This window comes from Acinetobacter sp. AR2-3, from assembly GCF_001878775.1.
Taxonomy (GTDB): domain Bacteria; phylum Pseudomonadota; class Gammaproteobacteria; order Pseudomonadales; family Moraxellaceae; genus Acinetobacter; species Acinetobacter lwoffii_D.
In genome coordinates this window covers 120,862-147,641 of record NZ_MJIQ01000021.1, presented here as the reverse complement: position 1 = coordinate 147,641, position 26,780 = coordinate 120,862, and the positions used below count along the sequence as shown (strand labels likewise).

Here is a 26,780-nt window from a genome sequence, read left to right as displayed (position 1 = left end):
GAATGAGATCAGAATTTAGTTTGAGCCAATAATAACATGTCAGATAGTCATATCCCGCTTCCAGAACGCTTACGGCCACGCGACCTTACACAGATTATCGGGCAGGAACATTTGCTGGGGGAACATGCACCCTTACGCCAGATGATTGATCAGGGGCATCTGCCTTCGATCATTTTCTGGGGACCACCCGGAGTCGGAAAAACCACCATTGCCTTACTGCTGGCTCAAGCGGTAGACCGGCCTTTTATCAGTCTGTCTGCCCTGAATACCGGCGTGAAAGAACTGCGTGAAATCATTGCCGAAGGTGGTGATTTGCTGACGCCAGTGGTATTTATTGATGAAATTCACCGTTTTAATAAATCCCAGCAGGACGCGCTGTTAAATGCGGTCGAGAAAGGGAAAATTACCTTAATTGGCGCCACCACCGAAAACCCGTCTTTTGAAGTGAATAGTGCCTTATTATCACGTTGTCAGGTGTATAGCCTGAATGTATTGAGTGCTGAATCGATTCAGACCTTGTTGATGCAAGCCTTACAAAATGACTCTTTCTTACAGGAAAGACATATCCTGATTGAAGAATTTGATGCCCTGATCCAGTTCGCGGCAGGAGATGCCCGCAAGGCGCTAAATTTACTGGATCTGATTGCCAGTACCTTTGAAGCAGATATGGAAAATATCATCACTAATGCGGTAGTGGTGAAAGTCGCACAGCAGAATATCGCCCGTTATGACAAGTCCGGTGAGCAGCACTATGATCTGGTGTCGGCCTTCATCAAGTCGATTCGCGGCAGTGATCCGGATGCAGCCTTGTACTGGATGGCACGCATGCTCAAAGGCGGCGAAGATCCGGTGTTTATTGCACGGCGCATGTTGATTGCCGCATCCGAAGATATCGGCAACTCGAATCCGAATGCTTTGCTGTTGGCAGGGGAATGTTTCCGTTCGGTGCAGGCCGTGGGAATGCCAGAATGCCGGATTATTTTGGGGCAATGTGCAGTTTATCTGGCGACCAGTGCTAAAAGTAACAGTACCTATCTGGCGATTAACAAGGCGATGGAACTCGCAGATAAAACCTCAAATCTGCCAGTGCCTTTGCACTTAAGGAATGCACCGACCAAACTGATGAAAGAACAGGGCTATGGCGTGGATTATCTGTATCCGCATAATTATCCTGAGCATTTTGTGCTGCAAGAATATATGCCGCCAGAATTGAAAAATACCAAACTGTATGAATCAGCACGTAATAAACGTGAAGTTGAAGGGGAGCGTTTACAGCAACGCCGTTGGCAACAGCAACAACAGTAGCAATAAAGCTGGGTATCTCAACTAATTGAACAGAGTAAAAAAAGCCCAATTCAAGGTGAATTGGGCTGAAAGTAGGATGTTTTTTGAGGGAGATAACATCCTAGAGGGTAGAGGAAAAATCTGGTCGGCAAATATGGAGCTAAGTGCATCAATTCACTGATTTGCCTGGTATGAGATAATATTAATGCAGATAGTTTTTGATGTAAAAACGATCATTTTAATAATAAAAATTTATTTTTCCGATTAAAAACCGGAAATAAAAAAACCGAGCTAAAAAGCTCGGTTTTTTCGAATCTGCGCATTTCCAGATTAGATGTTGTCCAGGTTGATACCTAAACGGCCAGCCACTTCTTCATAGGCTTCAACCACGCCGCCTAAACCTTGACGGAAACGGTCTTTATCCAGTTTTTTCTTGGTGTCTTTGTCCCATAGACGGCAACCGTCTGGAGAGAATTCATCACCAAGTACGATACGGTCGTGGAACACACCAAATTCAAGTTTGAAATCGACCAGAATCATGTTACCTGCGTCAAACAATGCTTTAAGCACGTCGTTCACTTGGTAAGTCAATTCTTTCATTTTCGCCAATTGTTCAGCAGTTGCCCAACCTAAAGCAATGGCTTGTGATTCATTGACCATTGGATCGCCAAGCGCATCATCTTTAAAGAACAATTCAAATGTTGGAGGAGTCAGTTCCTTGCCTTCTTCCACACCCAGGCGGCGGCATAAAGAACCTGCTGCATAGTTACGGATCACACATTCAACCGGGATCATATCCAGTTTTTTCACCAGCACTTCATTTGGAGTCAGTAGCTTTTCAAAGTGGGTCTCAATTCCCGCTTCTGCCAGTTTTTCCATGATGAAGGCGTTAAAACGGTTGTTCACCTTGCCTTTACGATCTAGTTGCTCAATTTTTTCGCCATTGAATGCTGAGGCATCATCGCGAAAGACTAAAATCAGATGGTCTGAACTGTCTGTGGTGTAGACAGATTTCGCTTTACCAGTATAGAGCAAGGTTTGTTTTAACATGAGGGAACCTTTTACAAAAAAAAATGCCTAGAAATGTCTAGGCTGGCCAATTTTGGTAAATCTGGTTGAGCAGTTCTGCAGCTTTTTCACGGTCGGCAAAACTGTTATCGGCATTGAACACAGCGAGGTTATTACTCGAACCGACAGAAGATAATCTTAATACATAGGTCTGCTGGTCGACCTTAATCGTGACTTCGTAACGATTTTTGCTCTGCGCAACGATGCTATGATTCAGACTGCTGAGGGTGGCAAGTGTATATTGCCAAATTGTAGCAGAATTTCCCTCAATTTTAAGCAGCGGATTAAGATTTCCGTCAGTGACCAACTGTGGTTGACCCACTGTATTGGTTTCGGTTAGATCAGCTGTATTTGAGTTTTCAGTCTGGGCTTGTGGGCGTGGCAAGGCAAAACGGTTGCCACGCTGGTTTTCAAGCTTCGGTGCATGTTCAATTGCAAGCGGATCAACTGTTGGAGCAGGATACAATGGCGTTGCAGGACGAACCATGGCGCCTTCAGGATATTGTAAAGCTTCCAGGGTAGTAGTCTCTTTATAGTCTAAAGTGCCGTTATTAAAGGCCATTGAACTACAACCTGCCAAACTGAATACTGAAAGTGTAAGGCTAAGTCCTAAACGTAATTGCATAATCTTGTGCTCTTTTATTTAATAACGCCCGCTTCGACCAGTGCTTCATGAAGCGGAGCGCGATATTGTTCTGCAAGTGGTGTTAATGGAAGGCGAATACCCGTACCAATTAAGCCCATGTCATGGAGTGCCCATTTCACAGGAATTGGGTTCGATTCGCAAAATAAAATATTGTGTAAATTTGCAACCTGAGCATTTAACTGTTCAGCTGTGGTTGCATCACCGGCAATGGCGGCAGCACACACTTCGCTCATAGCTTTCGGAGCCACGTTCGCCGTCACTGAGATATTACCTTTGGCACCATGACCGATCAGCTGATATGCAGTGGCATCATCACCCGAATAAACAATCATGTCTTTGCCTACAAGACCTTGTAGCAGTTCAGCACCGCGCGGTACATCGCCAGTCGCATCTTTAATACCGATAATTTGTGGAATATCCGCCAGGCGAATCACGGTTTCATTGGCCATATCCACACCGGTACGGCCTGGAACATTATAAAGAATCTGTGGCAGGTCAACAGCTTCAGCAATAGCTTTATAATGCTGATACAAGCCTTCCTGAGTCGGTTTGTTATAATATGGCGTTACCAGTAAAGCGGCATCTGCCCCTAGCTCTTTGGCTTCGCGGGTCAGTTCGATCGCTTCACGGGTCGAGTTCGCACCTGTGCCGGCAATAATAGGAATACGTTTGTTGGCCACACGAATGATTTCTTTGATCACCTGGGTGTGTTCACTCATGCTGAGAGTAGAGGCTTCGCCTGTTGTTCCAACGGCGACAATACTGTTGGTGCCCTCTGCAATGTGCCATTCAACCAGCTTCTCGAGACCCTTCCAATCTACGCTGCCATCTTCAAACATAGGGGTGACGATTGCGACTATGGAACCTTGAATGGTCTGTGCTTGCTGAGTCATTTTAAAAAACTATCCTATTTGTCCATCCGAAAGGAATGAGAAAACATAAATTGGGATGGATTTGTATTTTGATTTATAGCAAATTCAATAGATTTGCATTGAATTGAATATTGCTTATGCAAATTATGACTGATCAAACGCATAAGAACAATATGCTTTAGTAAAAGCTACTGAATTCTTTATACAAAGCCTTTTGGAAACAATCAAGTAATAAATAAGATGATTTATAAAGCAAAATCCTGAGACCAAAGTTATGTCTCTAGTCTAGACAAAAGAAGATATTGCCCCAAATGAACCCAATAATGATAAGGCTTGTGCAAAAAGATCAGCTGAAAACTGCGATTTTTATGCCTTTTGATTTTGGAATAATAGTTATATTGGATAAATTGAGATCTCGTACATCTTGATCGCACTCTTGTACCCAGACAAATAAAGACAAAAACTATTAAGACTAATCTTTTTTAAATATCAATAAATTGAGAATTTTTTTTTCTTATCGGTTAATTTTTTAACTTGATGTATAAGCCTTAAAGTCTAAGTCTTGAACTTTATGATGTTCTGATTAAGTGTTTTTGCGACTTTATCAGTCAGCATCTTCAATTGATTTACTTCAGCCCCTTTTGGAATATCCAAGCAAAACGTTCAACTTATTGATAGTTATTTCTGCAATCAGGCTCATAGATGATGGCTGTCTTTTGTAACGCTGATTGAACAAGGATAATCCAATGGAAAAATCAGACAATAAGCATGCTATCGTCACGGTCGCGATCTGTTTTCTGATTGCGGTGATTGAAGGCTTAGATATTCAGGCAGCCGGAATTGCTGCTGCAGGTATTCGTGAGCATTTTGGTCTCGATAGTTCCCAGTTGGGTGTGTTTTTTAGTGCAGGGATTCTGGGTTTATTACCGGGTGCACTGGTTGGTGGTCGATTTGCGGACCGCATTGGCCGTAAGAAAGTCTTGATCTGGTCGACAGCAATATTTGCTGTATTTACCTTATGTACGGTTTGGGTCAATAGCTTTAACAGCTTGCTGGCAGTGCGTTTCCTGGCTGGAGCAGGTCTGGGCGGCGCGATGCCGATTCTGATTACACTCGCATCAGAAGCTGTCTCTCCACAAAATCGTGGCCGTGCAGTCGGCTTAATGTACTGCGGTATGCCAGTCGGTGCAGCGATTTTATCTTTGGTTGCTGCGACTGAATTTGGTGCCAACTGGAAAAATGTTTTCTATCTCGGTGGCCTGTTACCAATTTTTGCCATTCCGCTGATGATGCTATTTTTGCCTGAGTCGAAGGAATATCTGAAAGCACAGAACAAAACGGCTGCAGAACTTGCCGTTGCACCGCAGGGTTCATTCAAGGACCTGTTTAATTCGGACAACCTGTTACGTACGCTATGTATCTGGGTGAGCTACTTCTTTACCTTGATGGTGGTTTACATCATGTTGAGCTGGTTGCCATCCTTGTTTATGGAACTCGGCTTCACACGTAAAGATGGTTCAACCGCACAGTTCTACTTCATGGTTACAGCGACCCTGGGTACGATTATTCTGGGTATGCTGACCGACCGCTGGAAGAAAGCCTATGTGATCCTGTTGATGTACGGGGGCATTCTGGCAGGTCTACTGGCGCTGAATGGTGCAAGCTCACTGAACCAGATGTATATGGCCGCCGCATTGGCCGGTGCCTTCGTGATTGGTTGTCAGGGTGTACTGTATGCCTTCGGCAGTATCGTTTATCCGACTGAAGTGCGTGGTACTGGTGTTGGTGTTGCGTCTGCAGTTGGCCGTATCGGTGCCATGCTGGGTCCAGTCATTGCCGGTCAGTTACTGACGGCAGGTTTCGGTGCTGCGGGGGTCATTACTGCTGCGATCCCATGTATCATCATCTCTGCATTATGTATGCTGTTCCTGGTGAATCGCACCAAAGTGTAATGTTCCAAGATTTAAAAAAGCCTGCTTTTGCAGGCTTTTTTATTTTCAGAATTTAAGAATTAAATACACTGTTTTATTATTAGAAAGACTCATCACTTTATCTTTAAGCTTATTTTTTGTAGAGATCTAGCTTGATACAAGCGCGGAACCCATCCTTTTTTGTCAAAAATAATGAATCGATTGATCTGCTCATATGCGCATGCTGAGAATACACAGTCATACCATTTTTAGCAGCAGGGCTAAAAATCCTGGGGTATTTTGCGCTATGCTTGGGCATAAATCGAAATTTCAATGGATGAAAACAGATGCAGAATAATGTCGCTTTACTGGTCGTAGACGTACAAAGAGGATTTACTCCCGGAGGCAATCTAGCTGTAGCCAATGCTGACCAGATTATTCCAAATATCAATTTATTGGGACAGCATTTTAAGCATATTATCCTGACTCAGGACTGGCATCCGGATAACCATATTTCTTTTGCAGACAACCATCCCGGCAAAGCAGCCTATGACAGTATTCAGCTGGATTATGGCAGTCAGGTTTTATGGCCAAAGCATTGTGTGCAAGGGACACTCGATGCCGAACTGCATCCGGATTTAAATTTACCACAAGCACAACTCATCATTCGCAAGGGTTTTCATTCCCAGATCGACAGTTATTCGGCCTTTATGGAAGCTGACCAGAAAACCACGACGGGTCTTGCTGGCTATCTGCGTGAACGCGGGATTGATACGGTATTCGTGGTCGGGATTGCCACGGACTTTTGTGTGGCCTGGACCGCAATCGATGCCTGCAAACTGGGCTTTAAAACCTATGTGATTGCCGATGCCACCAAGGGCATTGACCTGAATGGTTCCTTGCAACATGCCTGGCAGGATATGCTGTCGCATGGCGTAAAACGTATCTATGTGAAAGATATCGTTCAAGCCGCTTAAAGCTGGATAGGGATAGAATTTAAATATTCCTTTGATTTTATTTATATTTAAATATAAAAATTCAGGCATCAACGGATGCCTGTTTTATCTTACTTTTTCTCCCTTAATGTCACCTGGATGAAACCCATGTCAGCCTTGCTCCAGTTTAGCCAATTTGTCCAAAAAACCTTTGCTTTATGGGTGGTGCTTTTTTCCGGCATTGCCTTGATGATCCCTGAAGCTTTTGTCTGGTTACGGGCTTATATTCCGTGGATGTTGGGCATCATCATGTTCGGCATGGGGATGACCATGACGGTAGGCGATTTTAAAAGTGTCCTGCAAAGTCCGAAAGCAGTAGCGATTGGCGTCGTCGCCCAGTTTATGGTGATGCCTGGCTTGGCCTTTTTGCTGTGCAAGTTGTTCCAGCTGCCACCGGAAATTGCGATCGGGGTGATCTTGGTGGGTTGCTGTCCGGGCGGAACGGCATCCAATGTGATTACCTATATGGCCAAGGGCAATACCGCCTTGTCTGTCGCCTGTACCTCGGTTTCTACCTTACTGGCTCCCATTCTAACCCCAGCCATTTTTTATGTGTTGGCCAGTCAGTGGATTGAGATCAATGCCTGGTCGATGCTGGTGTCGATCTTACAGGTGGTGTTATTCCCGATTATTCTGGGCTTAATCGTACGGGCGCTACTCAAACAAAAAGTCACGGCCTATATTCAGGTGATGCCGTTAATTTCTGTGATTGCAATTGTGGCAATTGTCGCGGCGATTATTGCTGGCAGCAAAACCCAGATTCTGGAGTCCGGGTTAATGATTTTAGGGATCGTGGCCTTACACAATGGTATGGGCTATTTACTGGGTTATTGGGCCAGCCGTATATTTCACTTAGCAGAAATAGACTGTCGTGCGGTATCCATTGAAGTGGGGATGCAGAATTCTGGTCTGGGTGTGGCTTTGGCGGCGACCCATTTTGCTGCATCTCCAATGACGGCTTTACCAAGCGCCATTTTCAGCCTGTGGCATAATATTTCAGGACCGGCGTTGGCCACCTACTGGGCGGCCAGATCCACTGAAAAAACGACTGAAACAATGGATACCTGATGACAGTTTGATGACAACACAAAAAAGCTAGCGACCGGATTTTTTGTATTTTGGAAAAATTAGAATATTAATTTATATAGATTAATTGTGCTTTGTAACATAACTGTCATGAAGCCTGCCTAAGATCGCCCCTCAATGATGTAAAACAACAGACTGTAATAGCAGCATTGAGAGGGCATGGAACAATTTCAGCATTCGTCAGCGACCTATTTTAATCGGGAGCTTTCCCTATTTGAATTTCAGCGTCGTGTCTTGGCACAAGCACTCGATCCGAATTTACCGATTTTAGAGCGCTTAAACTTCCTGATCATTTTTTCCCGAAATCTGGATGAATTTTTTGAAATCAGGATCGCCGGGCTGATGAAACAGCAAGACCTGAATGCGACTACCCGGACGCCTGATGCTGTACCTACCGAGCTGATTCTACAAGAACTGTCCCAGTCCATTCATGCCACAGTTAACAAACAGTATGAGGTTCTGAATCATGCAATTTTGCCTGAACTTCAGGCGCAGGGTATTCAGTTTCTTCAATATCAGGATCTTCTGGAAAAACACAAGGCCTGGATTGCAGCCTTTTTTGCCAAAGAAGTGCAACCGGTACTGACCCCGATCAGTCTGGATCCATCGCATCCCTTTCCACGTCTGGTCAATAAAAGCCTGAATTTTATTATCAGTCTGGAAGGTAAAGATGCCTTTGGCCGTGAAATCGAGATGGCAATTGTCCCGGCTCCGCGCTCTTTACCGCGCCTGATTAAAATTCCGGAACAGGTGGCTGGCAATAACACTACCCAGATTTTCCTGACCGCGATCATCCAGCAGCATATCAGTGAGCTGTTTCCGGGCATGAAAGCCACCGGCTGTTATGCTTTTCGGGTCACCCGCAATGCCGATCTGGTCTTGTCGGAAGATGTCGATGATCTGGCGGTTGCCTTAAAAGACGAACTGTCTTCACGTCGCTTTGGTCGTGCGGTACGTCTGGAAATTGAAAATGACTGTCCACAGAGCATCATCGACTATTTGCTGGATGAATTTGATCTGACGGAACAGGAACTGTACCGGATTGATGGGCCGATCAATTTGTCCCGCCTGAGTACCAGCTTTGATCGTCCAGAATTAAAGTATCCGCATTTCAGTCCGGTCATTCCGAAAATTTTCCGTAAACAGAAAAGTATTTTTGAAATTTTGAAGGCGCAGGATGTGCTGCTGCATCATCCTTTTGATTCATTCCAGCCTGTGATTACTTTACTGCGCGAAGCGGCCAAGGATCCGGCGGTGCTGGCGATCAAGCAGACCCTGTACCGCAGTGGTCCGGATTCGGAAATTGTTCAGGTGCTGGCAGAAGCCGCACGGAATGGCAAGGAAGTCACAGCCGTGATTGAACTGCGGGCACGTTTCGATGAAGAATCCAATATTATGGTGGCCAATATCCTGCAAGAAGCCGGGGCAGTGGTGGTCTATGGCATCGTCGGTTATAAAACCCATGCCAAAATGATTCTGATCGTCCGGCGTGAAAATCAGGAATTACTGCGTTATGCGCATCTGGGTACCGGAAACTATCATGCCGGTAATGCCCGCATGTACACCGATTATGGCCTGATGACCACACAGCCGGATATCTGTGAAGATGTGCACCGCATGTTCCAGGAACTGACCGGTATGGGGAAAATGGCCAAACTGAAAGCCTTGCTGCATGCGCCGTTTACCCTGCATAGCGAATTGCTGAAACTGATTGACCAGGAAAAGGCATTTGCCTTGGCCGGCAAAGCCGCGCATATCATCATCAAAGTGAATGCACTTACCGAACCGCAATTAATTGCTGCCTTATATCAGGCTTCGCAGGCCGGGGTGAAAATTGACCTCATTGTACGTTCAATCTGCTGCCTGATTCCACAAGTCACCGGTATGTCGGAAAACATTCGGGTACGTTCAATCGTAGGACGTTTCCTGGAACATACCCGGGTCTATTATTTTGAGCATGGCGGTGCCAAGAAACTGTATTGTGCCAGTGCTGACTGGATGGGGCGCAACCTGTTTTCCAGGGTCGAAACCTGTTTCCCGGTGCTGGATCCAGCGCTGAAAAAACGGATTTATAAAGATGGCCTGATCAGCTATTTAAAAGATTGTCAAAATGCATGGGAGTTAGATGCCGATGGTCAGTGGCATAAAGTCCCCTGTCAGGATCCGGCCCAGCCTTATAATGCCCAGCAATATCTGCTAGAACAAAAACAGTTAAAAATTTAAGAGATAGGCCAAGACACACTGGCGTATTTGTTTTATATCCATAAAAAAGCCGGATGTTGGATCCGGCTTTTTTAATTAAAACATTCAAGGATATTTATGAGGCTTTGGACTGTTTGGATTTTAGAATTTCAGTTCTAAAAGTCTGTGCCAGCTCGGCGCTTTCAGCATCCATCCCATTCACCACAAAAGCGTGACGGGTCAGGACATTGGTTGGATTCGGCATGCTGACCAGCTGGAAGTGATCACTCACATCTTTCAGCAAGGTGGTCGGTACATGTAAGGCACTTTCTTTCGCGACCAGATGCTGAGTCAGGCGCTCAGCGGCCTGTACCGAGCTGAGCTGCATCTCCTCGACTTTAGAAGCAATCGCGCTGCGGGTTTGTAGCACAAAACGTTTTTCTTCACGATAGCGTTTATACAGGACTTCCGAAAGCAGCTGGAACACAGCACTGATCATGGTCAGGCAGGCCAGGGCATTCGGTTTGTCTGCCGCGATACTGATGGTGGCACCTTTTTCATCAAATTTATGTACGGTACAAATATCAGAACTATTTAACTTATAGCGTTGCACACAGAGTTCGGTGGCTTTATTCAGAAAAATCTGGCAAAGATTGAAATAAGGCACCGAAACGGTTTTATTCACGCTATCCAGTAACTGTTTTGGATCGTAGAACTGGATGTTTAAGCTCAGGCTATCGCTCTCCAGTACCGCCGGCTTATGTTCTTTTTCTTTGGCTTTGTTTTTCACTGCCTGTTGGGCTTGGGCAATCGCCAGTGCCGCATTATGCTTTTCCTGTTCCAATGCCTGGGTCAGGGTCTGAATCTCGAATTTCAGCCGCGATTCGTTATTGATGCGCGCCAGATATTCGGTGCGGCTTGGACGTGCCACAGCACGATAAGCGACCCAGAGCAGACTATGAATGATGAACGAGAACAGAATCGCCAGCCATTGTGTGCGCAGAATTTCACCAATACTTGGTTCAATCAGGGTGATTTCAATCACACCGACTTTTTTCTCGTTTTGCAGCGCATCACGGACAAAAACTTCCCCCTCGCGGGTTTTGGTCAGTCCGCCAGTGGCTAAAACCTGAGCTTTCGCATCCAGAATCCGGATGGAAGCGACACTTGGATTGGTGGCATAACGATTTGCCAGCAACGCCAGAGAAACGCGGTTAGGCGGTTCAAGCTCAGACAGGCTGTCTGTCACCAGTTGACTGGTGATCAGCTGTCCCTGATTGGCACGATTTTCATTCAGCTGGTGAGTGGTTGCCAATACCAGTAAAAAGGTATGCAGAGCAAAACTTACAATCAATAGGCTAGCAAATAGCCCTTGTCTAGGCGCATTCAACGTAAACTTCCAAGGCAATTCTGTTCAATTTCGATTATGATTCTAACAATAGTTGTAGCTCAGACCCGAGTCAATTCATGCGAGAAATCATTCTTATATCATTTTTAGGACCTGACCAGCCTAATCAATTTACACGATTAATGCAGGTTTTGTCCGCCCATTCCCTACAGATTTTAGATGTAGGGCAAGCGGTTATTCATAATCAGTTAACCTTAGGTATTGTTGTAGCCTCTGAAGACCAGACCGCGACAGCATTAGCCATGAAGGAGATCCTGATTCTAGCACATGATATCGGGTTAACTGTGCGCTTTAAACCGATCTCTGCGACTGAATATGATCAGTGGGTCAAAGAGGGTGGACGCACACGTTATATCGTAACGGCATTGGCCCCTGAATTAAATGCCTCTCATCTGCAAGCCGTGACCCAGATTGTGTCAGGTCAGGGTTTTAATATTGAAACCGTGACCCGTCTCTCTGGCCGCCCCGTTTTAGATGGCCAGAGTGCCGGTCCAAAACGTGCCTGTGTCCAGTTTGGTTTAAGCGGACAGATGCTAGATGCAGCTGCCATGCGCGCGGCCTGCCTCAGCCTGTCGAATGAACTGAATGTCGATGTCGCGGTACAGGAAGACAATGCCTATCGCCGTAACCGCCGTCTGGTTTGCTTCGATATGGACTCAACCCTGATCGAGCAGGAAGTTATTGACGAATTGGCAATTGAAGCCGGTGTTGGTGAGCAGGTCGCTGAAATTACCGAACGTGCCATGCAAGGCGAGCTAGACTTCCAGCAAAGCTTCCGTGCCCGTGTTGCCTTGTTAAAAGGTATGGACGCATCGGTACTGCCGAAAATTGCCGAGCGCCTGACCATTACTGAAGGGGCTGAACGCCTGATTTCGACTTTAAAAGCATTGGGTTACCGTACTGCAATTCTTTCTGGAGGTTTTCAGTATTTTGCGGAATATCTGCAAACTAAACTGGATATTGATGAAGTACATGCCAATGCGCTTGATGTGCAGGATGGTGTGGTTACCGGTGAAGTCAAAGGCCATATTGTCGATGGCGCGCGTAAAGCCTTCTTGCTCGGTGAAATCGCCCAGGAGATGGGAATTTCCCTGGAACAAACCATTGCAGTCGGTGATGGCGCCAATGACTTGCCTATGTTATCCATTGCAGGACTGGGGGTGGCTTTCCGTGCCAAACCTCTGGTACGCCAAAATGCCAATCAGGCGATTTCTAGCGTCGGTCTGGACGGTGTGCTGTATCTGCTCGGCGTACATGATAAAGACCTGAACCGTGCATAAGTACAGGCTTTGCTTGATTTTAAACGCGACCTTTGGGTCGCGTTTTTTTATCAAATGGAGCGTAAAACTCTGTTCTTCAGGTCAGAGATATAAGCGACACGACATGAAATGTCGTTTATTTTTTAAGAATCAATAATTTTAATTCAACATGAGCTAATATAAGCCCATGAAAACACTTAAATTACGCATAAAAGACAAACATTGCAAGGTGCTAGACCAATTAGCATCTGAGGTGAACTTTGTTTGGAATTATGTCAATGATTTAAGTTTCAAACACCTAAAAAGAACAGGTGATTTTTTCTCAGCATTCGATATGGCTAAATACACAAAAGGGACTTCAAAATTGTGTGGTCTGCATAGCCAAACGGTGGATGCAATTAGGGAAGAATATGCTGCTAAAAGAAAACAGTTTAGAAAAGCAAAATTAAAATGGCGTGTAAGTAACAAGAAGTCAGCAAGAAGATCGCTTGGTTGGATACCATTCAAAAAATCAGGACTGAAATATGCTGAGGGATGGGTTGAGTATGGAAAAACCAAATTTGGCTTATGGGATAGCTACGGTTTAAACAAATATGCCGTTAGAACAGGCTCATTTGTTGAGGACAGTCGTGGGCGTTGGTATGTGTGCCTGGTCGTGGATTCACCTAAGTTAGATAAACCAACTGCAACTAAAGCTATTGGCATTGATCTAGGCTTAAAAGATATAGCCACCTGTTCTGATGGTACTGTGATTTCAAATCCAAAGTTCTATCGAAAATATGAACAAAAACTAGGTACTGCTCAACGAGCGAAGAATAAAAAGCGTGTTCGTGCATTACACGCCAAGATTGCAAATTGTCGTAAAGATCATTTGCACAAAGCAAGCACCATGCTTGTAAAAGAAAATGCACTGATTATTGTTGGCAACCTGAGTGCTAAAAAACTTGTGAAAACTAAAATGGCTAAATCGGTTTTAGATACAGGATTTTCAGAACTCAAAACAATGCTCAAGTATAAATGCGAGAACGCAAGTGTATTGTTTGAGGAAGTCAACGAAAGTTTCACAACCCAAATCTGCTCGTGCTGTGGTGAGATCACCGCAAGCAGTCCGAAAGGTAGAGCAGATTTGCGAATAAGAGTATGGGAATGTGAAAACTGCTCAAGTGTCCTGGATCGGGATTTGAACAGTGCTAAGAACATACTTGCGCTTGGGCATAAGCGTCTAGCAGTAGGAATCACCCTCCTTTCAGGTGGGTGAGGATGTCAATGCTTATGATGTGAGTTATATAAGGAAGAGTTGAAATATGGCTACAAAAACATCGATCATCTTAAACGGAAAAATAATTTTTTCACTTAAAAAAACTACTGATAATTTTGTAATGACACGCCAACATTGGCGCAGTCATTGATCCATAAAAATGTGAAAAGCAAAAAATGTAATGACAATATAATATCGCGACAAAGTATGTCGTTAGGCTGGATGACAGGACTTTTTTTATGCAAAAAACTCAGCATAATGCAGGCATAGAGATACAAATCAACAGATTTCATTTTATTGATTTAACGAAATTCAATAGATAGAAGCGTTGCAATATCAAGCGGGAACTATCTATCTGGATGGAGGGGTTTATATGGTAACAGCGCATTTAGCAACGATTGTGGGTTTCAGTTTAGTCGCTGTAGCTGTGCTTGCTGTGTTCTTCTCGCCTTATCGTCGCTGGTTAAGCTTTATGGCGGCCGGGATGCTGGTATGGGGCCTGATCGAGGTGATTCGTGTAGGAACTCAAACTTGGTTTGAGCTACCAATGACGTATAGTTATCTGAGCGCGTTAACTGCGGTCATGATGGTGGTGACTGGCCTGTTGTTGCGTGAAGATCGTCGTGCTGAGCGTGCTTTGGCAAAACGCCGTTGCATCGAACATACGCCGGTGTATGAAGACGACCAGCAGCAGCTTTCAAGCCGTTAATTCTAGAAGTTGCAATGAAAAAAATGCACCCACGGGTGCATTTTTCAGTTTGGAAATATGATACAAACTGCATAATCCACCTAGCCCAGAACTATGCTAGGATATTTGTCAATTTTCGTACAATTAGAATAGGCATCCTCCATGAAACTGTCGTCCATTCCTGTGTTAAAACTTCCTCTTATTGATATGAGTACAGACCCGCTGGACTTACTGGTCGCAGGTTTAGCTTTACGTATGAAGCAGTTGGCACGTACCAGCCCAAAATTCATTGAACTGGTACATGGACGTCAATTCCGTATCCAGATTGGTACGGATGAAGGCATGGCACGTCAGATTATTGTGGATAACGGTCATATCGATACGGTTTCGGGTGATGCTGAAAAAGCTGATTTTGTGTTGCAGTTTGCCGACAGTGAGCAGGGCGTGAAGACCTTGGTCAAAGGTGACCCGACGGCATTTATGACCGGGATGCAAAGCGGCACGATTAAGATGGAAGGCGACTTTGGCCTGCTGGTCTGGTTTAACCAGGTGGCAAAAATGATTCCACCAAAACTGCCAAAGCCAGTCAAAGAAAAAGTGAAAATGGTACGTCAGTTTATTAAAGAGAAAACGGGTCGTTAAGTTTAGAGCTAAGCTTTAAAAATAACTAAAAACCGATTGCATGCAAATGTAATCGGTTTTTTAATGGATAAGTCGAAAAAAAATAATAATCACAGTGATATGAAAATAATCTATGTCGGGTTGATCTTGATTATGCTTATTTCCTGTAAGCCTGCTTCGAATGATATTGATATTCTATTGGAAAATCAGAGTGAACAGCATTTAGCTGTCGTCATCATTCAATATAAGGGTGGAGAGGAAAAACTAAAAAATATTGCTGTAGGAGACAGCATTGCTTTTAAGATCCATTCCAGCGGAGATACAGGGCTAACAATCTTCGGATTGCCTTTGCCCAATCATCCGCAAGGGGGAGGCCACAGCGAAGCAATACCTAATAAACTTCGATTGACTAAGTTTGCAGCCGTGAATAATTATATTGAAGCAGGCAGCTTCGGCGATATCAGGATTAAAATCAATTCAAATATGGAGGCGGATACCACGTTCAATCTAAAATCAAAGTACTGATAAAAATAAATCATTCCACTTCCAGATTAAACGTCACAGGTCCATCATTAACCAGATGCACTTTCATATCGGCTGCAAAAATACCGGTTTGTACATGTTCAAACTGGCTTTGGGCATATTCTACCAGCTGCTCATAAAGTGCTTTAGCCTCGGCAGGTGGCATGGCGGGACCAAAGTCGGGACGTAAACCTTTCTGGGTTTGTGCCATCAAGGTAAATTGTGAAACCAGCAATAAACCACCGCCGGCCTGGGCAACGTTCCAGCCCATTTTGCCCTGTTCATCATCAAAGAAGCGGTATTTCAATATCTTATCAATCAACTTTTTGCCTTTTTCCAGATTATCGTCTTTGCCCAAACCCAGAAAAACCAGAATTCCTTTTTCAATTTCCCCGGTGGTTTCACCCTCGACCACGACTTTAGCTTCTAAAACTCTTTGTAATAAGGCACGCATTTTACATATGGACTGCTAATGATAGATGGACGTGATTGTAGCAAGAATAAAATCTGGAGCAGTATGAGATGCTGATTTTATGAGCTTTAAATATCTGAAAATCAATTGCTTTATTTTTATAAATTCATTAAAACGATTGAATTTATAAAAATAATCTGTTTTATCTATTTATTGTGTTGGCGTATCTTAGCCCGTGCAGGAAAGGTAATAAATTGAGAGATTTAGAAATGTTTAAGCGTTCATTACTGGTTGCAATGCTTGCAACTGTCACAGCTGCACAAGCTGCCCCTTTAACCAAAGACAATGGCGCGCCAGTCGGTGATAACCAGAACTCGATCACTGCGGGCCCAAATGGTTCAGTACTCCTTCAGGACGTTCAACTGGTACAAAAATTACAACGTTTTGGTCGCGAGCGTATTCCTGAGCGTGTGGTGCATGCGCGTGGTACTGGGGCATATGGTGAATTCGTTGCGACCAAGGATCTGTCTGATCTTACCCTTGCTTCATTGTTCAAAGCCGGTACTAAAACTCCAGTTTTCCTGCGTTTCTCTACCGTAATTCATGGTAAAGGTTCACCGGAAACGCTACGTGACCCACACGGTTTTGCCTTGAAATTCTATACCCAAGAAGGCAACTGGGACTTGGTTGGTAACCAGACACCGGTATTCTTTATCCGTGATGCGATCAAATTCCCGGACTTCATTCATGCGATGAAGCCAAGCCCGGTAACGAATGTTCAAGATGCTAACCGCGTGTTTGACTTCCTGTCGAGCCAGCCATGGGCAACCAACATGCTGACTTATGTTTACGGCAAGCAAGGTGTTCCAACCAGCTACCGCGAACAGGACGGTTTTGGTGTTCACGCTTACAAACTGTATAACGACAAAGGTGAATACAAGTACGTGAAATTCAACTTCCGCTCGAAACAGGGCGTGAAGGGCTTGAACGTGAAAGAAGCGGCTGAGCAGCAAGGTAAAGATTTCAACCACTTGACCAATGATCTTTATAACAACATCTATGCAGGTAACTTCCCGAAATGGGATCTGTATATTCAGGTGATTGATCCTAAAGACTTGGGCAAGTTTGATTTTGATCCGCTAGATCCAACTAAAATCTGGCCAACTGAGCTGGTTCCAGAAACCAAAGTGGGTACTTTGACCCTGAACCGTATGCCGAAGAACTTCTTCAACGAGACTGAACAGTCGGCATTTGCACCAGGTAACCTAGTGCCAGGTATTGAGCCATCAGAAGACCGTCTGTTACAAGGCCGTATCTTCTCTTACTCAGATACCCAAATGTACCGTTTAGGCGCGAATCACCAGCAAATTCCGGTGAACCGCCCAGTGGTGAATGTAAACAACAATAACCAGGATGGCTACATGAATATCTCTGAGCGTGACTCGGATGTGAACTATGAGCCAAGCCGTAAAGAGCCAAAAGCTGCCACTGAAAAAGCGCGTGCAGTACAAACTCCATTATCTGGTCATGTACAGCAAATTGGTGTGAAAGAGCAGAACTTCAAGCAGGCAGGTGAGCTGTACCGTTCATACACGGCTAAAGAGAAAGATGACCTGATCATGAACCTTGCTGCTGACTTAGGTGCAGTGAAAGATTCAGAAACCAAGCACGTCATGTTGTCTTATTTCTACAAGGCAGATGCGGACTACGGTACACGTATGACCAAGGCAGTAAACGGTAACCTCGCGACTGTTAAAGCCAAAGCTGCAAAATTAAAAGACTGATTTCGATTGGTCGATCAGGATTGGTGATTAGGGCTTAAGAAGTCACCTCCGCAAAGTCCTGTAGAATTCCAAACCTTTCCTGCACCCTAGGGGGAGTTCTACAGGCAACTTGTTTGTTTCAATTTAAAAAGCATTTCAAGATTCAACCGTATTGAAATGAATTCGATTTCTGCTGGAGTTCATCATGAAAGTTATGTCATCTGTGTTTTTAGCCAGTATTCTCACGATAGGTTCCGCATTCGCAAACGTGACTGTCGCGAAGGAGATCTCCCCCGCTAAAAGCGTGGACAATATTCAGATGAACTCACAACAGGAACTGGTCGACCTGTTCTTTACTGCCGCCAAAATTGGCAATAGCGAAGTTATCAACGAATTTTTAAAACACGGCTTTCCGGTCGATGTACGCAATAAAGACGGTTATACACCACTGATGATGGCGACTTATTATGGCCATCAGGATATTGTCGCCAGCTTGCTTAAACATGGTGCCGACCGCTGTGCTCGAGATAATCGAGGCAATACAGCCTTGATGGGAGCCTTGTTTAAAATGGAATTTGCAATTGCCAAGCAGCTGCGTCAGGTGGATTGTGATGCCCAGGCGCAAAAAACCGGACAAAAGACCACAGCCGAATTTGCCAAGGTCATTGGCCAGGAAAAACAGCTACAGAAACTGATTCAGGAACAGGAAAAAGCTCAGACCAACACCCAGAAATAAACCGGGTTATGCTTCTGATACTTTTGTCGCAAATACAGCCAGCTGTACGTAAATCCTGCATTATTGCATGACTTTTTATGCTTTAATGCAGAGATAAGCACAGCGATATTCCCTTAGTTATGGCTCCAATTATCCATTCTCTGTTAGATACTGACTTGTACAAATTCACCATGTTACAAGTGGTCTTACACAAGTTTCCGCAAACGCATAGTGTCTACCATTTCCGTTGTCGTAATCTGGAAGATACAGTCTATCCACTGACGGATATTCTGGATGATCTCAATCATCAACTGGACCTGCTGTGTCAGCTCAAATTCAAAGAAGATGAACTGCAATATTTAAGAAGCTTACGTTTTATCAAAAGCGATTTTGTGGATTATCTGGAACTGTTCCAGCTCAAGCGCCGTTTCATCAAGGCCAGTATCGACAGTCAAGGCCGTCTGGATATTGTGGTGGAAGGCCCGATGGTTCAGGCGATGATGTTCGAGATCTTCGTACTGGCGATTGTCAATGAACTGTATTTCAGTCGGATTCGCACGCCTGAAGTGTTGGCTGAAGGCGAACGCCGTTTAAAAGCCAAAATCGAGCTATTAAAACAGTATGATGCTGCGCAAAACCCCAATGATCCACCATTTTTGGTGTCAGATTTTGGTACGCGTCGCCGTTACAGTTTCGATTGGCAAAAGCATGTGGTCGAAGAATTTCACACAGCCGCACCGCATGTGTTCCGTGGCACCAGTAATGTACTGTTAGCCAAAGAGCTGGGCATTACCCCGATTGGCACCATGGCGCATGAATTCCTGCAAGCTTTTCAGGCACTGGATGTACGTCTGCGTAATTTCCAGAAATCTGCACTAGAAAGCTGGGTACAGGAATATCGTGGTGACCTGGGCATTGCCCTAACCGATGTGGTTGGGATGGATGCGTTCCTGCGCGACTTTGACCTGTACTTTGCCAAACTGTTCGATGGCTTGCGTCATGACAGTGGTGATCCCTATGAATGGGGTGACAAGGCCTATGCGCATTATAAAAAGCTGAAAATTGACAGCAAAACCAAAATGCTGACTTTTAGTGATGGCTTGAATCTGGAAAAAGCCTGGAAACTGCACCAGTATTTTAAAGACCGTTTTCAGGTCAGTTTCGGCATTGGCACCAATCTGACCAATGATATGGGGCAAACCCCACTCAATATTGTGCTGAAACTGGTGGAATGTAACCGTCAGTCAGTAGCCAAAATCTCGGATAGTCCGGGCAAAACCATGACCGATAATGATACGTTCTTGGCCTATTTGCGTCAGGTTTTTGAGATCAATGAACCTGCTTAAGTCAGTTTGAAAAATTCATAATTTTTAAGAACCGTTTCTATATAGAGGCGGTTTTTTTATGCAAGCTTATTTAACACCAGGGTTTAGCTAAAATCTTGCTAATCATCTGCAAAGAAAGCACATCAGTGTAAAAACCAGCTGTGCTAAGATCAACAGGATTTGACCAATAATAGCCATGATAACGATGACCGCTGCAGCTTTTAATTTTGGCCTGCTGATTGAGGCAGAAGATTTAGTTCCCTATTTGGGCCATGAAAAACTTCGTATTGTCGACCTGAGCCGTGCCTCTGTGTATGAGCAGCTGCATATTCCGCACGCCTTGCATTTAAAGCCTAAACTTCTGGTGCGTCAGGAAGAAACGGCAATGGGACTGTTGCCGGACGCGGAAGGCTTGCAGGCTCTCATTGATTATCTGAATATTTCTCCTGAACATCATGTGGTGGCTTATGATGATGAGGGCGGGGCATGGGCAGGGCGTTTGCTCTGGAACCTGCATTGTCAGGGCTTTGAAAATACCAGCTTATTGAATGGTGGGATTCATGCCTGGCTCGGTGCAGGCTTGCCGACTTCTTCCAGTCAGGAACAGTTTGCACCAGTGAAGAACGTGTTGCAGGTCAATCTTGAGCATCAGGCGAATTTTCAGATTGGCTATGATGAACTGCGCCAACAGGTTGAAAATCAACAGGTTCAAATTTGGGATTGCCGTACACAAGATGAATATACTGGCCTGCGTCTAGCGGCTCGACGCGGCGGTCACATTCCGGGAGCACGTCATTTTGAATGGAGTACTGCCCTTAATCGTGAAAATCATTTAAAATTACAGCCTTTACCACGTACTCAGCAGCGTCTGGAACAACTGGGCTTTGATTTGAATCAACCCGTTGTGGTGTACTGCCAGTCCCATCACCGCTCAGGTTTGGCCTATATTCTGGGTCGTTTACTGGGCTGGAAAATTCGAGCCTATGATGGTGCGTGGAGTGAATGGGGCAACCGCCTCGATAGTCCAATCGCTACAGGGGAGCTGCCATCTTGAGCATCACATCACGTTTAAAACAACAGTTTTTTATTAAAGCTCAACGATTAGTACCGCAACATCGCTTGTCTCGGGTGGTGGGTAAAATTGCCGCCAGCGAAAACCCGATTATCAAAACTGCTGCAATTACTGCCTTTAAGGCGCAGTATGGCATTGATATGTCGATTGCTGAACAGGCCAATGCCCTGAAATTCAAATCATTTAATGAATTTTTTACCCGTGCCCTAAAAGAAGGTATCCGTGCAGTTGATCCAGATGCTACGAGCATTGTTTCGCCTGCAGATGGTGCGATTTCCCAGCTGGGTAAAATTGAAAATGGCGATGTGTTTCAGGCCAAAGGCCAGAAATTTACCGTTGAAGCACTGATTGCTGATCCGCAACTGGCCGAGCCATTCAAAAACGGTGAATTTGCGACCGTATATTTGTCGCCACGTGATTATCATCGGGTGCATATGCCATTTGCTGGCACCTTGACTGAAACGTTATATGTACCGGGCGAGCTATTCTCGGTCAATCAGGTGACCGCAGAAAATATTCCGGGCCTGTTTGCACGCAATGAACGTATGGTCTGTCTGTTTGATACTGAAATCGGCCGTATGGCGGTGGTATTGGTCGGTGCGATGATTGTGGCGGGTATTGAAACCGTGGCAACCGGCAAAGTGAAGCCTTCAGGCCGGATCGAACTTAATCAGCATGATCTGTTCCTGGAAAAAGGGGCAGAACTGGGTCGTTTCTACCTCGGTTCAACAGCAGTGATTTTATTCGAAGAAAATAAAATGCAGTGGGAGGCCGCATTCAAGGCCAATTCTTTGGTGAATATGGGTGAAGCGCTGGGGCATACGCTGTAATACTATTCCTCCTCCCTTTGGGAGGAGGCTAGGTGGAGGGGCTTTTAAAATAACCTCTTCCTTGCGAAGCAGTGCTTCTCACCTCCTAGAAGGAGAGGGAACTTCCCCCTTTCTAAAGATGGATTTAATTTTTAGCTAATCCCTCCCAGCCTCCCTTTTAAAAGGGAGGAGCTAAAAAGAAATAAAAAAGCGCCATCAGGCGCTTTTTTTATTTCTAGAAAATTATCGTTTCACGACGATGGAATCGATTCCGCTATTTTGCAAGGTTTGCTGCGCAATAATTGCAGCTTCTGCAGAATCATAAGGGCCTGAAACCACGCGATACCAGACTTTGCCATTTTCTACGCTGCGTACCACATCGGCAGATAAGCCATTAAGAATAATTTCGGCACGGCGGGCATCGGCCTGATCCGGATCATCAAAACTGCGGACTTGCAGAATATAACTGGCCGGAGCGGCAACAGGCGCTTCGCTGGCTTCTAAGCCAGGCTCAGTTGTGGTCGCCTCAGGTGTAGCCACTTCAGGTCGAGGTGCTTCTACAATCACTACCGTATCCTGATTTTTGTTTTCAGGGACGGCCTGTTCAGGAATTGGCGTCACTTGTTGCTGTGGCAAGAGATCATAAAAACGGTAATCTTTATTGGTATCTTCTTCTTGGACAGATTCAGCACTTGTTTGAGTTTTCGGTTTAACTGGTTCCCATGGCTTCCAGAGCATCAGTGCCATTAAAAAACTTAACACGATTAAAATGATCACGAGTGTGCCGAGCCAGGTTGGAATAAGTGGCTTTTTAGGCTTATTCGGTCTTTCAGATACACCGCGCTGCGTTTTTCCAAACACTTGGGATTTTCCTCTTATTAATCGGGACATATAGAAAAGGCATAACAGCAGTTATGCCCCTACTATCACTTCATCCTATGTGATCAGGATACAAAAGTCATCCTCTAGATCACAAATCACACAGAATTTTAATTTATCTGTATCTTCAAGCACATAGCTAAAGTTACAAAATGTCTGCTCGGCAGATAAACGGCAATGTTTTGCTTACATGCTCACTTCGAGCCTAGCTCTCGCCTTGCGAGCATGCAAAGCAGTGCTTTGACTATTTACCTTCTTGCATCAATGTAAAAGCAGTGCTTTACATTGATTCAGGAGCTGACACACCTAAAAGTTCTAAACCGTTACGCAGTACCTGACGCACGTTCACAGATAACAGTAAACGTGCCTGAGTCAATTCAGCATCATCACCGAGTACTTTATTGTCGTTGTACCAGCCGTGGAACAAGGCTGCCAGCTCTTTCAGGTAATTACCGATTTGATGTGGTTCATAGCTGTTTGCAGCACGGACCAGAATTTCCGGATAGGCCGCTAGTTTGGCCAGGATTTCAGTTTCAGCATCAAGCTCCAGCTTAGCCGCCAAATTACGTGCTGCTGTAGCATCAAAGTTGACATTGGTAGACGCTGCTTTTTCTAACATACGACAGATACGGGCGTGTGCATACTGGATGTAATACACTGCATTGTCCTTGCTTTGTGACACAGCAAGATCCAGGTCAAAATCAATGTGCTGTTCAGACTTACGCATTACGTAGTAAAAACGTGCAGCATCATTGCCAACTTCTTTACGCAGATCACGCAAGGTCACAAACTGGCCTGAACGGGATGACATTTGTACCATCTCGCCGCCACGCCATAGGCTCACGAACTGAACCAGAAGAACCGTTAATTTTTTCGAGTCATAGCCCAGCGCATCAATGGCCGCTTTTACACGTGCGATATAACCGTGGTGATCTGAACCCCAGATATCGATGATATCGGTATAGCCACGTTGTAACTTGTTCAGGTGGTAAGCGATGTCAGACGCGAAGTAAGTGGTCTGACCATTACGACGTTTCACGACACGGTCTTTTTCATCACCGAATGCAGTGGATTTGAACCAGATGTTGCCATCCAGTCCATACAGGAAACCACGCTGATCTAAGGTCTGTAAGGCTTCTTCAATTTTGTCTGTCAATGATTCTTCGCTGAACCATTGATTGAAGGTTACACCAAATTCGCCTAGGTCATCTTTAATATCATCTAAGATAGCTTTAAGCGCGGCTTGCAAGAATACGCGGTAGCCTGTGCCAATTAACGCTTGTGAATTAAAGATCAAACCATCGATGTGTTTTTCTTTATCGCCAGACAATATGACTTTATTGCCATCTGCATCTAATTCAGCTGCAAACTGTACATCTTCAGGCACGTTTTTATACACGTCAGCCACAGGACGTACATAGGCGTCGCCATCCTGATCAATAATGCTTTGCGCGATTTCTTTAACGTAGTCACCTTGGTAGGCATTTTTCGGGAACACCAGTTCCTGACCCGTTAATTCTAAGTAGCGCAGATAAGTCGAAGTCGCCAGAATGTCCATTTGACGGCCAGCATCATTGACATAGTATTCGCGGTCGACTTTAGCACCAGTCGCTTCAAGCAAATTCGCAACCGTCATACCATACGCGGCACCACGACCATGACCTACGTGCAGGCTAGAGGTCGGGTTGGCAGACACGAATTCAACCTGGATACGTTTATCCGCATTGACCTGGGTACGACCATAAGTCGCCTGTTGTGCCTGAATTTGATCAAGGACTGCAAAGCGCTGGTCAGCATTCAGGAAGAAGTTAATAAAACCAGGACCGGCAATTTCTGCCTTGCTGATATCCGCCACTTCAGGCAGGGCAGCAAGAATTTTTTCCGCTAAATCACGTGGCTTCATACCCGCAGCTTTCGACGCGATCATGGCAATATTCGACGCAAAGTCACCATGGCTTCGGTCTTTGGTACGCGTCAAATTACTTGTATTGTTCCAGTGAGATGGGAGTACGCCTTGTGCCTGTAAAGTGTGCACTGCATGATCGAGAGCTGCTTGTATTGCCGTATTCATAATCAGTCGAAAATAGAGATCGCAGAAAAACAGCAAATATAGCAAATTTCAGGCTGTTTAGGTAAAAGCATTTCTAGGGAATAAAAAGTAGAAGATCACTTCACCAGAAATTTTGAACTAGAGAAAGGGGTAATAACCGGATTAATCCCGTGAAAATAAAACCAGTTTTTAGCTCAACATTTCAGATGAAAAAAACAATGCTCCACCGTATAGAATTTGGCTTATATTAGTCATCTGAAAACAGTAAAAAGAGCATGTCGTGGCTGCATCACAACGTCCGACCATTATCGGTCATATTCCTAAACTTCCTGCAAAATGGGCATTGATTATTGTGCCTTTTATCCTATCCTGCCTGATGAGTGGCATCATTTCCATGATCAATATGCTGCGTAATCTCGGCTGGATTGATGGATTTATGGCACTCTGGTTTCATAACTGGATGATTTCCTGGGCGATTGCTTTTCCGATTGTGGTGACCTTATTGCCGTTCGTACGCAAATTCACTGGGCTATTGGTCGATATGTCCGGACCTCAGCCACCCAAGTGATCATTTTTAAATTTAATCGGGTGGGGGCAGCTCTCTGACGATTTAAAAGCTGGGCTGTAAGAGGAAATAGCTTCATCAGCTTTAAATTAAATGCTCTACCGCCGCCCGGATAATCCCGAGCACCAGACCGATACAAGCACCGACCACGACACCATTGACCCGGATCATATGCAGGTCACCGCCGACTTCATTTTCAATCTTGTCGATCATCTCGCTTGAATCCCATTCGTGAATGCGCTCGCTGATAAAGCGAATCACTTTTTCACTGTACTGGTCACTCAGGTCAACCGCGATAGAGCTCAGACGTTTATTCAGCAGCTCACGTACCGAGGCATTCGAAATGATATTTTCTCCGACCTGTTGAATGGCAATTCTGAGATTTTCCGCAATACCCGAATCAGGTTTTTGCAAGTCTGCCTTGATCGCATCACATAAAATCACCACCGCACCGCTGATAAAATTCAGCACTTGTGGACTATCCAGTAAGGCATCTTTGGTTTCATTCAGACGCTGGCTGGCTTCACTGTCATTATCCGCCAGCTGCAACATCCAGCTATGTCCCATGTTCTCAATTTTAAGTCGCCATGGATGATCTGGATCGGCCAGCATGGCTTCAACCCGCCCGATCACGGAATCAATACTGCGTTGCTGCACGTCAATCCCGATCCAGCTGGCGCCTTTGGCCAGTTTCCACACCCCCATTTCCTTAAACAGGTTACGGGTCAGCTCACGGGTTTGTTCAGGATGCGAGGTCATCCAGGCATGCACCACATCCAGTCCACGCTGTAGCACATCCTGATGGAAATCATTGTCCAGAACGGCATGCAGCATTTCGCTGGCCAGGGTATTGATCTGGGTATTTTTGACCCATTGCACGCTGTTGCTCTGGATAAATCCGGCAATCTGTTCCTGTCCGACAAATTCAAAAATTTTAGGCACCGTCTGTTGAATGACCTGAGTCACTTGGGCATTGTTTTGTGGATTGGCCAGCCAGCGTCCTGCAGCCAGACTCAGGTCGGTACTGTCCAGACTGCGCTGTACAATTTGCGGAGAAAGAAAATTTTCCTGCACAAAACGGCCCATCGACTCTGCAATACGGGCCTTGTTACGTGGAATGATTTCGGTATGGTCACGTAAAAACTTGGGAATAGGCAATCTGCCAAAAGGGTTACGAAACAGTACGGTAATCGCATACCAATCCGCCAGACCACCGACCACACCCGCTTCTGCCGAGAGCATCAGAATATGAATGAGCCAGACATATTCGGGTAGCAGTTTGGCTGCAACCATCAATGCCAACCAGATCAGTACGGCGACCACCAGGGCGATGGTCGCGAAACGTTTACTGCGTTGTAAGCTCGGGGAGATACGCTCTGTCTGCATAGATCA

General features: G+C 45.1%; 24 protein-coding genes. 16 read left to right on the top strand and 8 right to left on the bottom strand.

Annotated features, from left to right (window positions below):
* Nucleotides 1–36 precede the first annotated feature (36 nt).
* The gene (locus BFN00_RS02045) at nucleotides 37–1,305 is read left to right on the top strand and encodes a replication-associated recombination protein A (protein ID WP_071850315.1); all 1,269 of its coding nucleotides are present in this window, start codon (nucleotides 37–39) and stop codon (nucleotides 1,303–1,305) included.
* A gap of 309 nt (nucleotides 1,306–1,614) precedes the next feature.
* Here BFN00_RS02045 and purC read toward each other — a convergent pair whose 3' ends face one another.
* Genes purC through dapA form a run of 3 tightly spaced genes read right to left on the bottom strand, consistent with a single transcriptional unit; the run spans nucleotide 1,615 to nucleotide 3,891 of the window.
* Complete coding sequence (gene purC / locus BFN00_RS02040; RefSeq protein WP_004281247.1) at nucleotides 1,615–2,334, bottom strand: phosphoribosylaminoimidazolesuccinocarboxamide synthase; 720 nt, start codon at nucleotides 2,332–2,334, stop codon at nucleotides 1,615–1,617.
* A 37-nt stretch (nucleotides 2,335–2,371) separates the two neighbouring features.
* On the bottom strand, nucleotides 2,372–2,977 hold the full coding sequence (locus BFN00_RS02035; protein ID WP_004647178.1) for a hypothetical protein: 606 nt from the start codon (nucleotides 2,975–2,977) through the stop codon (nucleotides 2,372–2,374).
* Nucleotides 2,978–2,991: 14 nt separating this feature from the next.
* Complete coding sequence (gene dapA, locus BFN00_RS02030) at nucleotides 2,992–3,891, bottom strand: 4-hydroxy-tetrahydrodipicolinate synthase (protein WP_071850314.1); 900 nt, start codon at nucleotides 3,889–3,891, stop codon at nucleotides 2,992–2,994.
* Nucleotides 3,892–4,616: 725 nt separating this feature from the next.
* On the opposite strand from dapA, the gene mhpT reads away from it, so the two are divergent.
* From mhpT to ppk1, 4 genes are all read left to right on the top strand, one after another.
* A complete protein-coding gene (gene mhpT / locus BFN00_RS02025; RefSeq protein ID WP_071850313.1) occupies nucleotides 4,617–5,822 on the top strand; it encodes a 3-(3-hydroxy-phenyl)propionate transporter MhpT in 1,206 nt (401 codons plus the stop codon).
* 305 nt (nucleotides 5,823–6,127) lie between these two features.
* Nucleotides 6,128–6,757 (top strand): bifunctional nicotinamidase/pyrazinamidase, encoded by a 630-nt coding sequence (gene pncA / locus BFN00_RS02020; RefSeq protein ID WP_071850312.1) that lies wholly within the window; start codon nucleotides 6,128–6,130, stop codon nucleotides 6,755–6,757.
* A 126-nt stretch (nucleotides 6,758–6,883) separates the two neighbouring features.
* A complete protein-coding gene (locus BFN00_RS02015; protein WP_071850311.1) occupies nucleotides 6,884–7,843 on the top strand; it encodes a bile acid:sodium symporter family protein in 960 nt (319 codons plus the stop codon).
* Between the two features lie 177 nt (nucleotides 7,844–8,020).
* Entirely contained in the window at nucleotides 8,021–10,084 is a 2,064-nt protein-coding gene (ppk1, locus tag BFN00_RS02010; RefSeq protein WP_071850310.1) for a polyphosphate kinase 1, read from the top strand.
* 94 nt (nucleotides 10,085–10,178) lie between these two features.
* Here the strand turns inward: ppk1 and BFN00_RS02005 are convergent, their stop codons facing one another.
* Entirely contained in the window at nucleotides 10,179–11,432 is a 1,254-nt protein-coding gene (locus tag BFN00_RS02005; protein WP_071850309.1) for a hypothetical protein, read from the bottom strand.
* 77 nt (nucleotides 11,433–11,509) lie between these two features.
* On the opposite strand from BFN00_RS02005, the gene serB reads away from it, so the two are divergent.
* The 5 genes from serB (at nucleotide 11,510) to BFN00_RS01980 (ending at nucleotide 15,801) form a co-directional block, all read left to right on the top strand.
* Nucleotides 11,510–12,730, top strand: a complete 1,221-nt coding sequence (gene serB / locus BFN00_RS02000) for a phosphoserine phosphatase SerB (RefSeq protein WP_071850308.1) — start codon at nucleotides 11,510–11,512, stop codon at nucleotides 12,728–12,730.
* Between the two features lie 166 nt (nucleotides 12,731–12,896).
* Nucleotides 12,897–13,967: an RNA-guided endonuclease InsQ/TnpB family protein gene (locus tag BFN00_RS01995; RefSeq protein ID WP_004647187.1), complete on the top strand. Its 1,071-nt coding sequence runs from the start codon at nucleotides 12,897–12,899 to the stop codon at nucleotides 13,965–13,967.
* 373 nt (nucleotides 13,968–14,340) lie between these two features.
* On the top strand, nucleotides 14,341–14,676 hold the full coding sequence (gene aciT, locus BFN00_RS01990; protein ID WP_005094938.1) for a ciprofloxacin tolerance protein AciT: 336 nt from the start codon (nucleotides 14,341–14,343) through the stop codon (nucleotides 14,674–14,676).
* 141 nt (nucleotides 14,677–14,817) lie between these two features.
* On the top strand, nucleotides 14,818–15,297 hold the full coding sequence (locus tag BFN00_RS01985; RefSeq protein WP_044108790.1) for an SCP2 sterol-binding domain-containing protein: 480 nt from the start codon (nucleotides 14,818–14,820) through the stop codon (nucleotides 15,295–15,297).
* Between the two features lie 63 nt (nucleotides 15,298–15,360).
* Nucleotides 15,361–15,801 (top strand): hypothetical protein, encoded by a 441-nt coding sequence (locus BFN00_RS01980; RefSeq protein WP_071850307.1) that lies wholly within the window; start codon nucleotides 15,361–15,363, stop codon nucleotides 15,799–15,801.
* Between the two features lie 10 nt (nucleotides 15,802–15,811).
* Here the strand turns inward: BFN00_RS01980 and dtd are convergent, their stop codons facing one another.
* A complete protein-coding gene (dtd, locus tag BFN00_RS01975; RefSeq protein WP_044108792.1) occupies nucleotides 15,812–16,252 on the bottom strand; it encodes a D-aminoacyl-tRNA deacylase in 441 nt (146 codons plus the stop codon).
* 227 nt (nucleotides 16,253–16,479) lie between these two features.
* Between dtd and BFN00_RS01970 the strand changes: the two genes are divergently transcribed.
* From BFN00_RS01970 to asd, 5 genes are all read left to right on the top strand, one after another.
* Entirely contained in the window at nucleotides 16,480–17,994 is a 1,515-nt protein-coding gene (locus BFN00_RS01970) for a catalase (RefSeq protein WP_071850306.1), read from the top strand.
* A gap of 184 nt (nucleotides 17,995–18,178) precedes the next feature.
* Nucleotides 18,179–18,709, top strand: coding sequence for an ankyrin repeat domain-containing protein (locus tag BFN00_RS01965; protein WP_071850305.1), 531 nt, complete (start codon nucleotides 18,179–18,181; stop codon nucleotides 18,707–18,709).
* Nucleotides 18,710–18,828: 119 nt separating this feature from the next.
* On the top strand, nucleotides 18,829–20,034 hold the full coding sequence (gene pncB / locus BFN00_RS01960) for a nicotinate phosphoribosyltransferase (protein WP_071850304.1): 1,206 nt from the start codon (nucleotides 18,829–18,831) through the stop codon (nucleotides 20,032–20,034).
* A gap of 184 nt (nucleotides 20,035–20,218) precedes the next feature.
* Nucleotides 20,219–21,067 carry a sulfurtransferase gene (locus tag BFN00_RS01955; protein WP_071850303.1) on the top strand — a complete coding sequence of 283 codons (849 nt, stop codon included), beginning with the start codon at nucleotides 20,219–20,221 and terminating at the stop codon, nucleotides 21,065–21,067.
* On the top strand, nucleotides 21,064–21,915 hold the full coding sequence (asd, locus tag BFN00_RS01950; protein WP_071850302.1) for an archaetidylserine decarboxylase: 852 nt from the start codon (nucleotides 21,064–21,066) through the stop codon (nucleotides 21,913–21,915). The genes BFN00_RS01955 and asd overlap by 4 nt, the downstream gene beginning before the upstream one ends.
* Before the next feature lie 222 nt (nucleotides 21,916–22,137).
* On the opposite strand, the gene BFN00_RS01945 is transcribed toward asd, so the two are convergent.
* Nucleotides 22,138–22,755 carry an SPOR domain-containing protein gene (locus BFN00_RS01945; protein WP_005245641.1) on the bottom strand — a complete coding sequence of 206 codons (618 nt, stop codon included), beginning with the start codon at nucleotides 22,753–22,755 and terminating at the stop codon, nucleotides 22,138–22,140.
* Between the two features lie 298 nt (nucleotides 22,756–23,053).
* Nucleotides 23,054–24,844, bottom strand: a complete 1,791-nt coding sequence (gene argS / locus BFN00_RS01940; RefSeq protein ID WP_071850301.1) for an arginine--tRNA ligase — start codon at nucleotides 24,842–24,844, stop codon at nucleotides 23,054–23,056.
* 259 nt (nucleotides 24,845–25,103) lie between these two features.
* On the opposite strand from argS, the gene BFN00_RS01935 reads away from it, so the two are divergent.
* Entirely contained in the window at nucleotides 25,104–25,391 is a 288-nt protein-coding gene (locus BFN00_RS01935) for a DUF2798 domain-containing protein (protein ID WP_004647201.1), read from the top strand.
* An 81-nt stretch (nucleotides 25,392–25,472) separates the two neighbouring features.
* On the opposite strand, the gene BFN00_RS01930 is transcribed toward BFN00_RS01935, so the two are convergent.
* On the bottom strand, nucleotides 25,473–26,774 hold the full coding sequence (locus tag BFN00_RS01930; protein WP_071850300.1) for a DUF445 domain-containing protein: 1,302 nt from the start codon (nucleotides 26,772–26,774) through the stop codon (nucleotides 25,473–25,475).
* Between the last annotated feature and the right edge of the window lie 6 nt (nucleotides 26,775–26,780).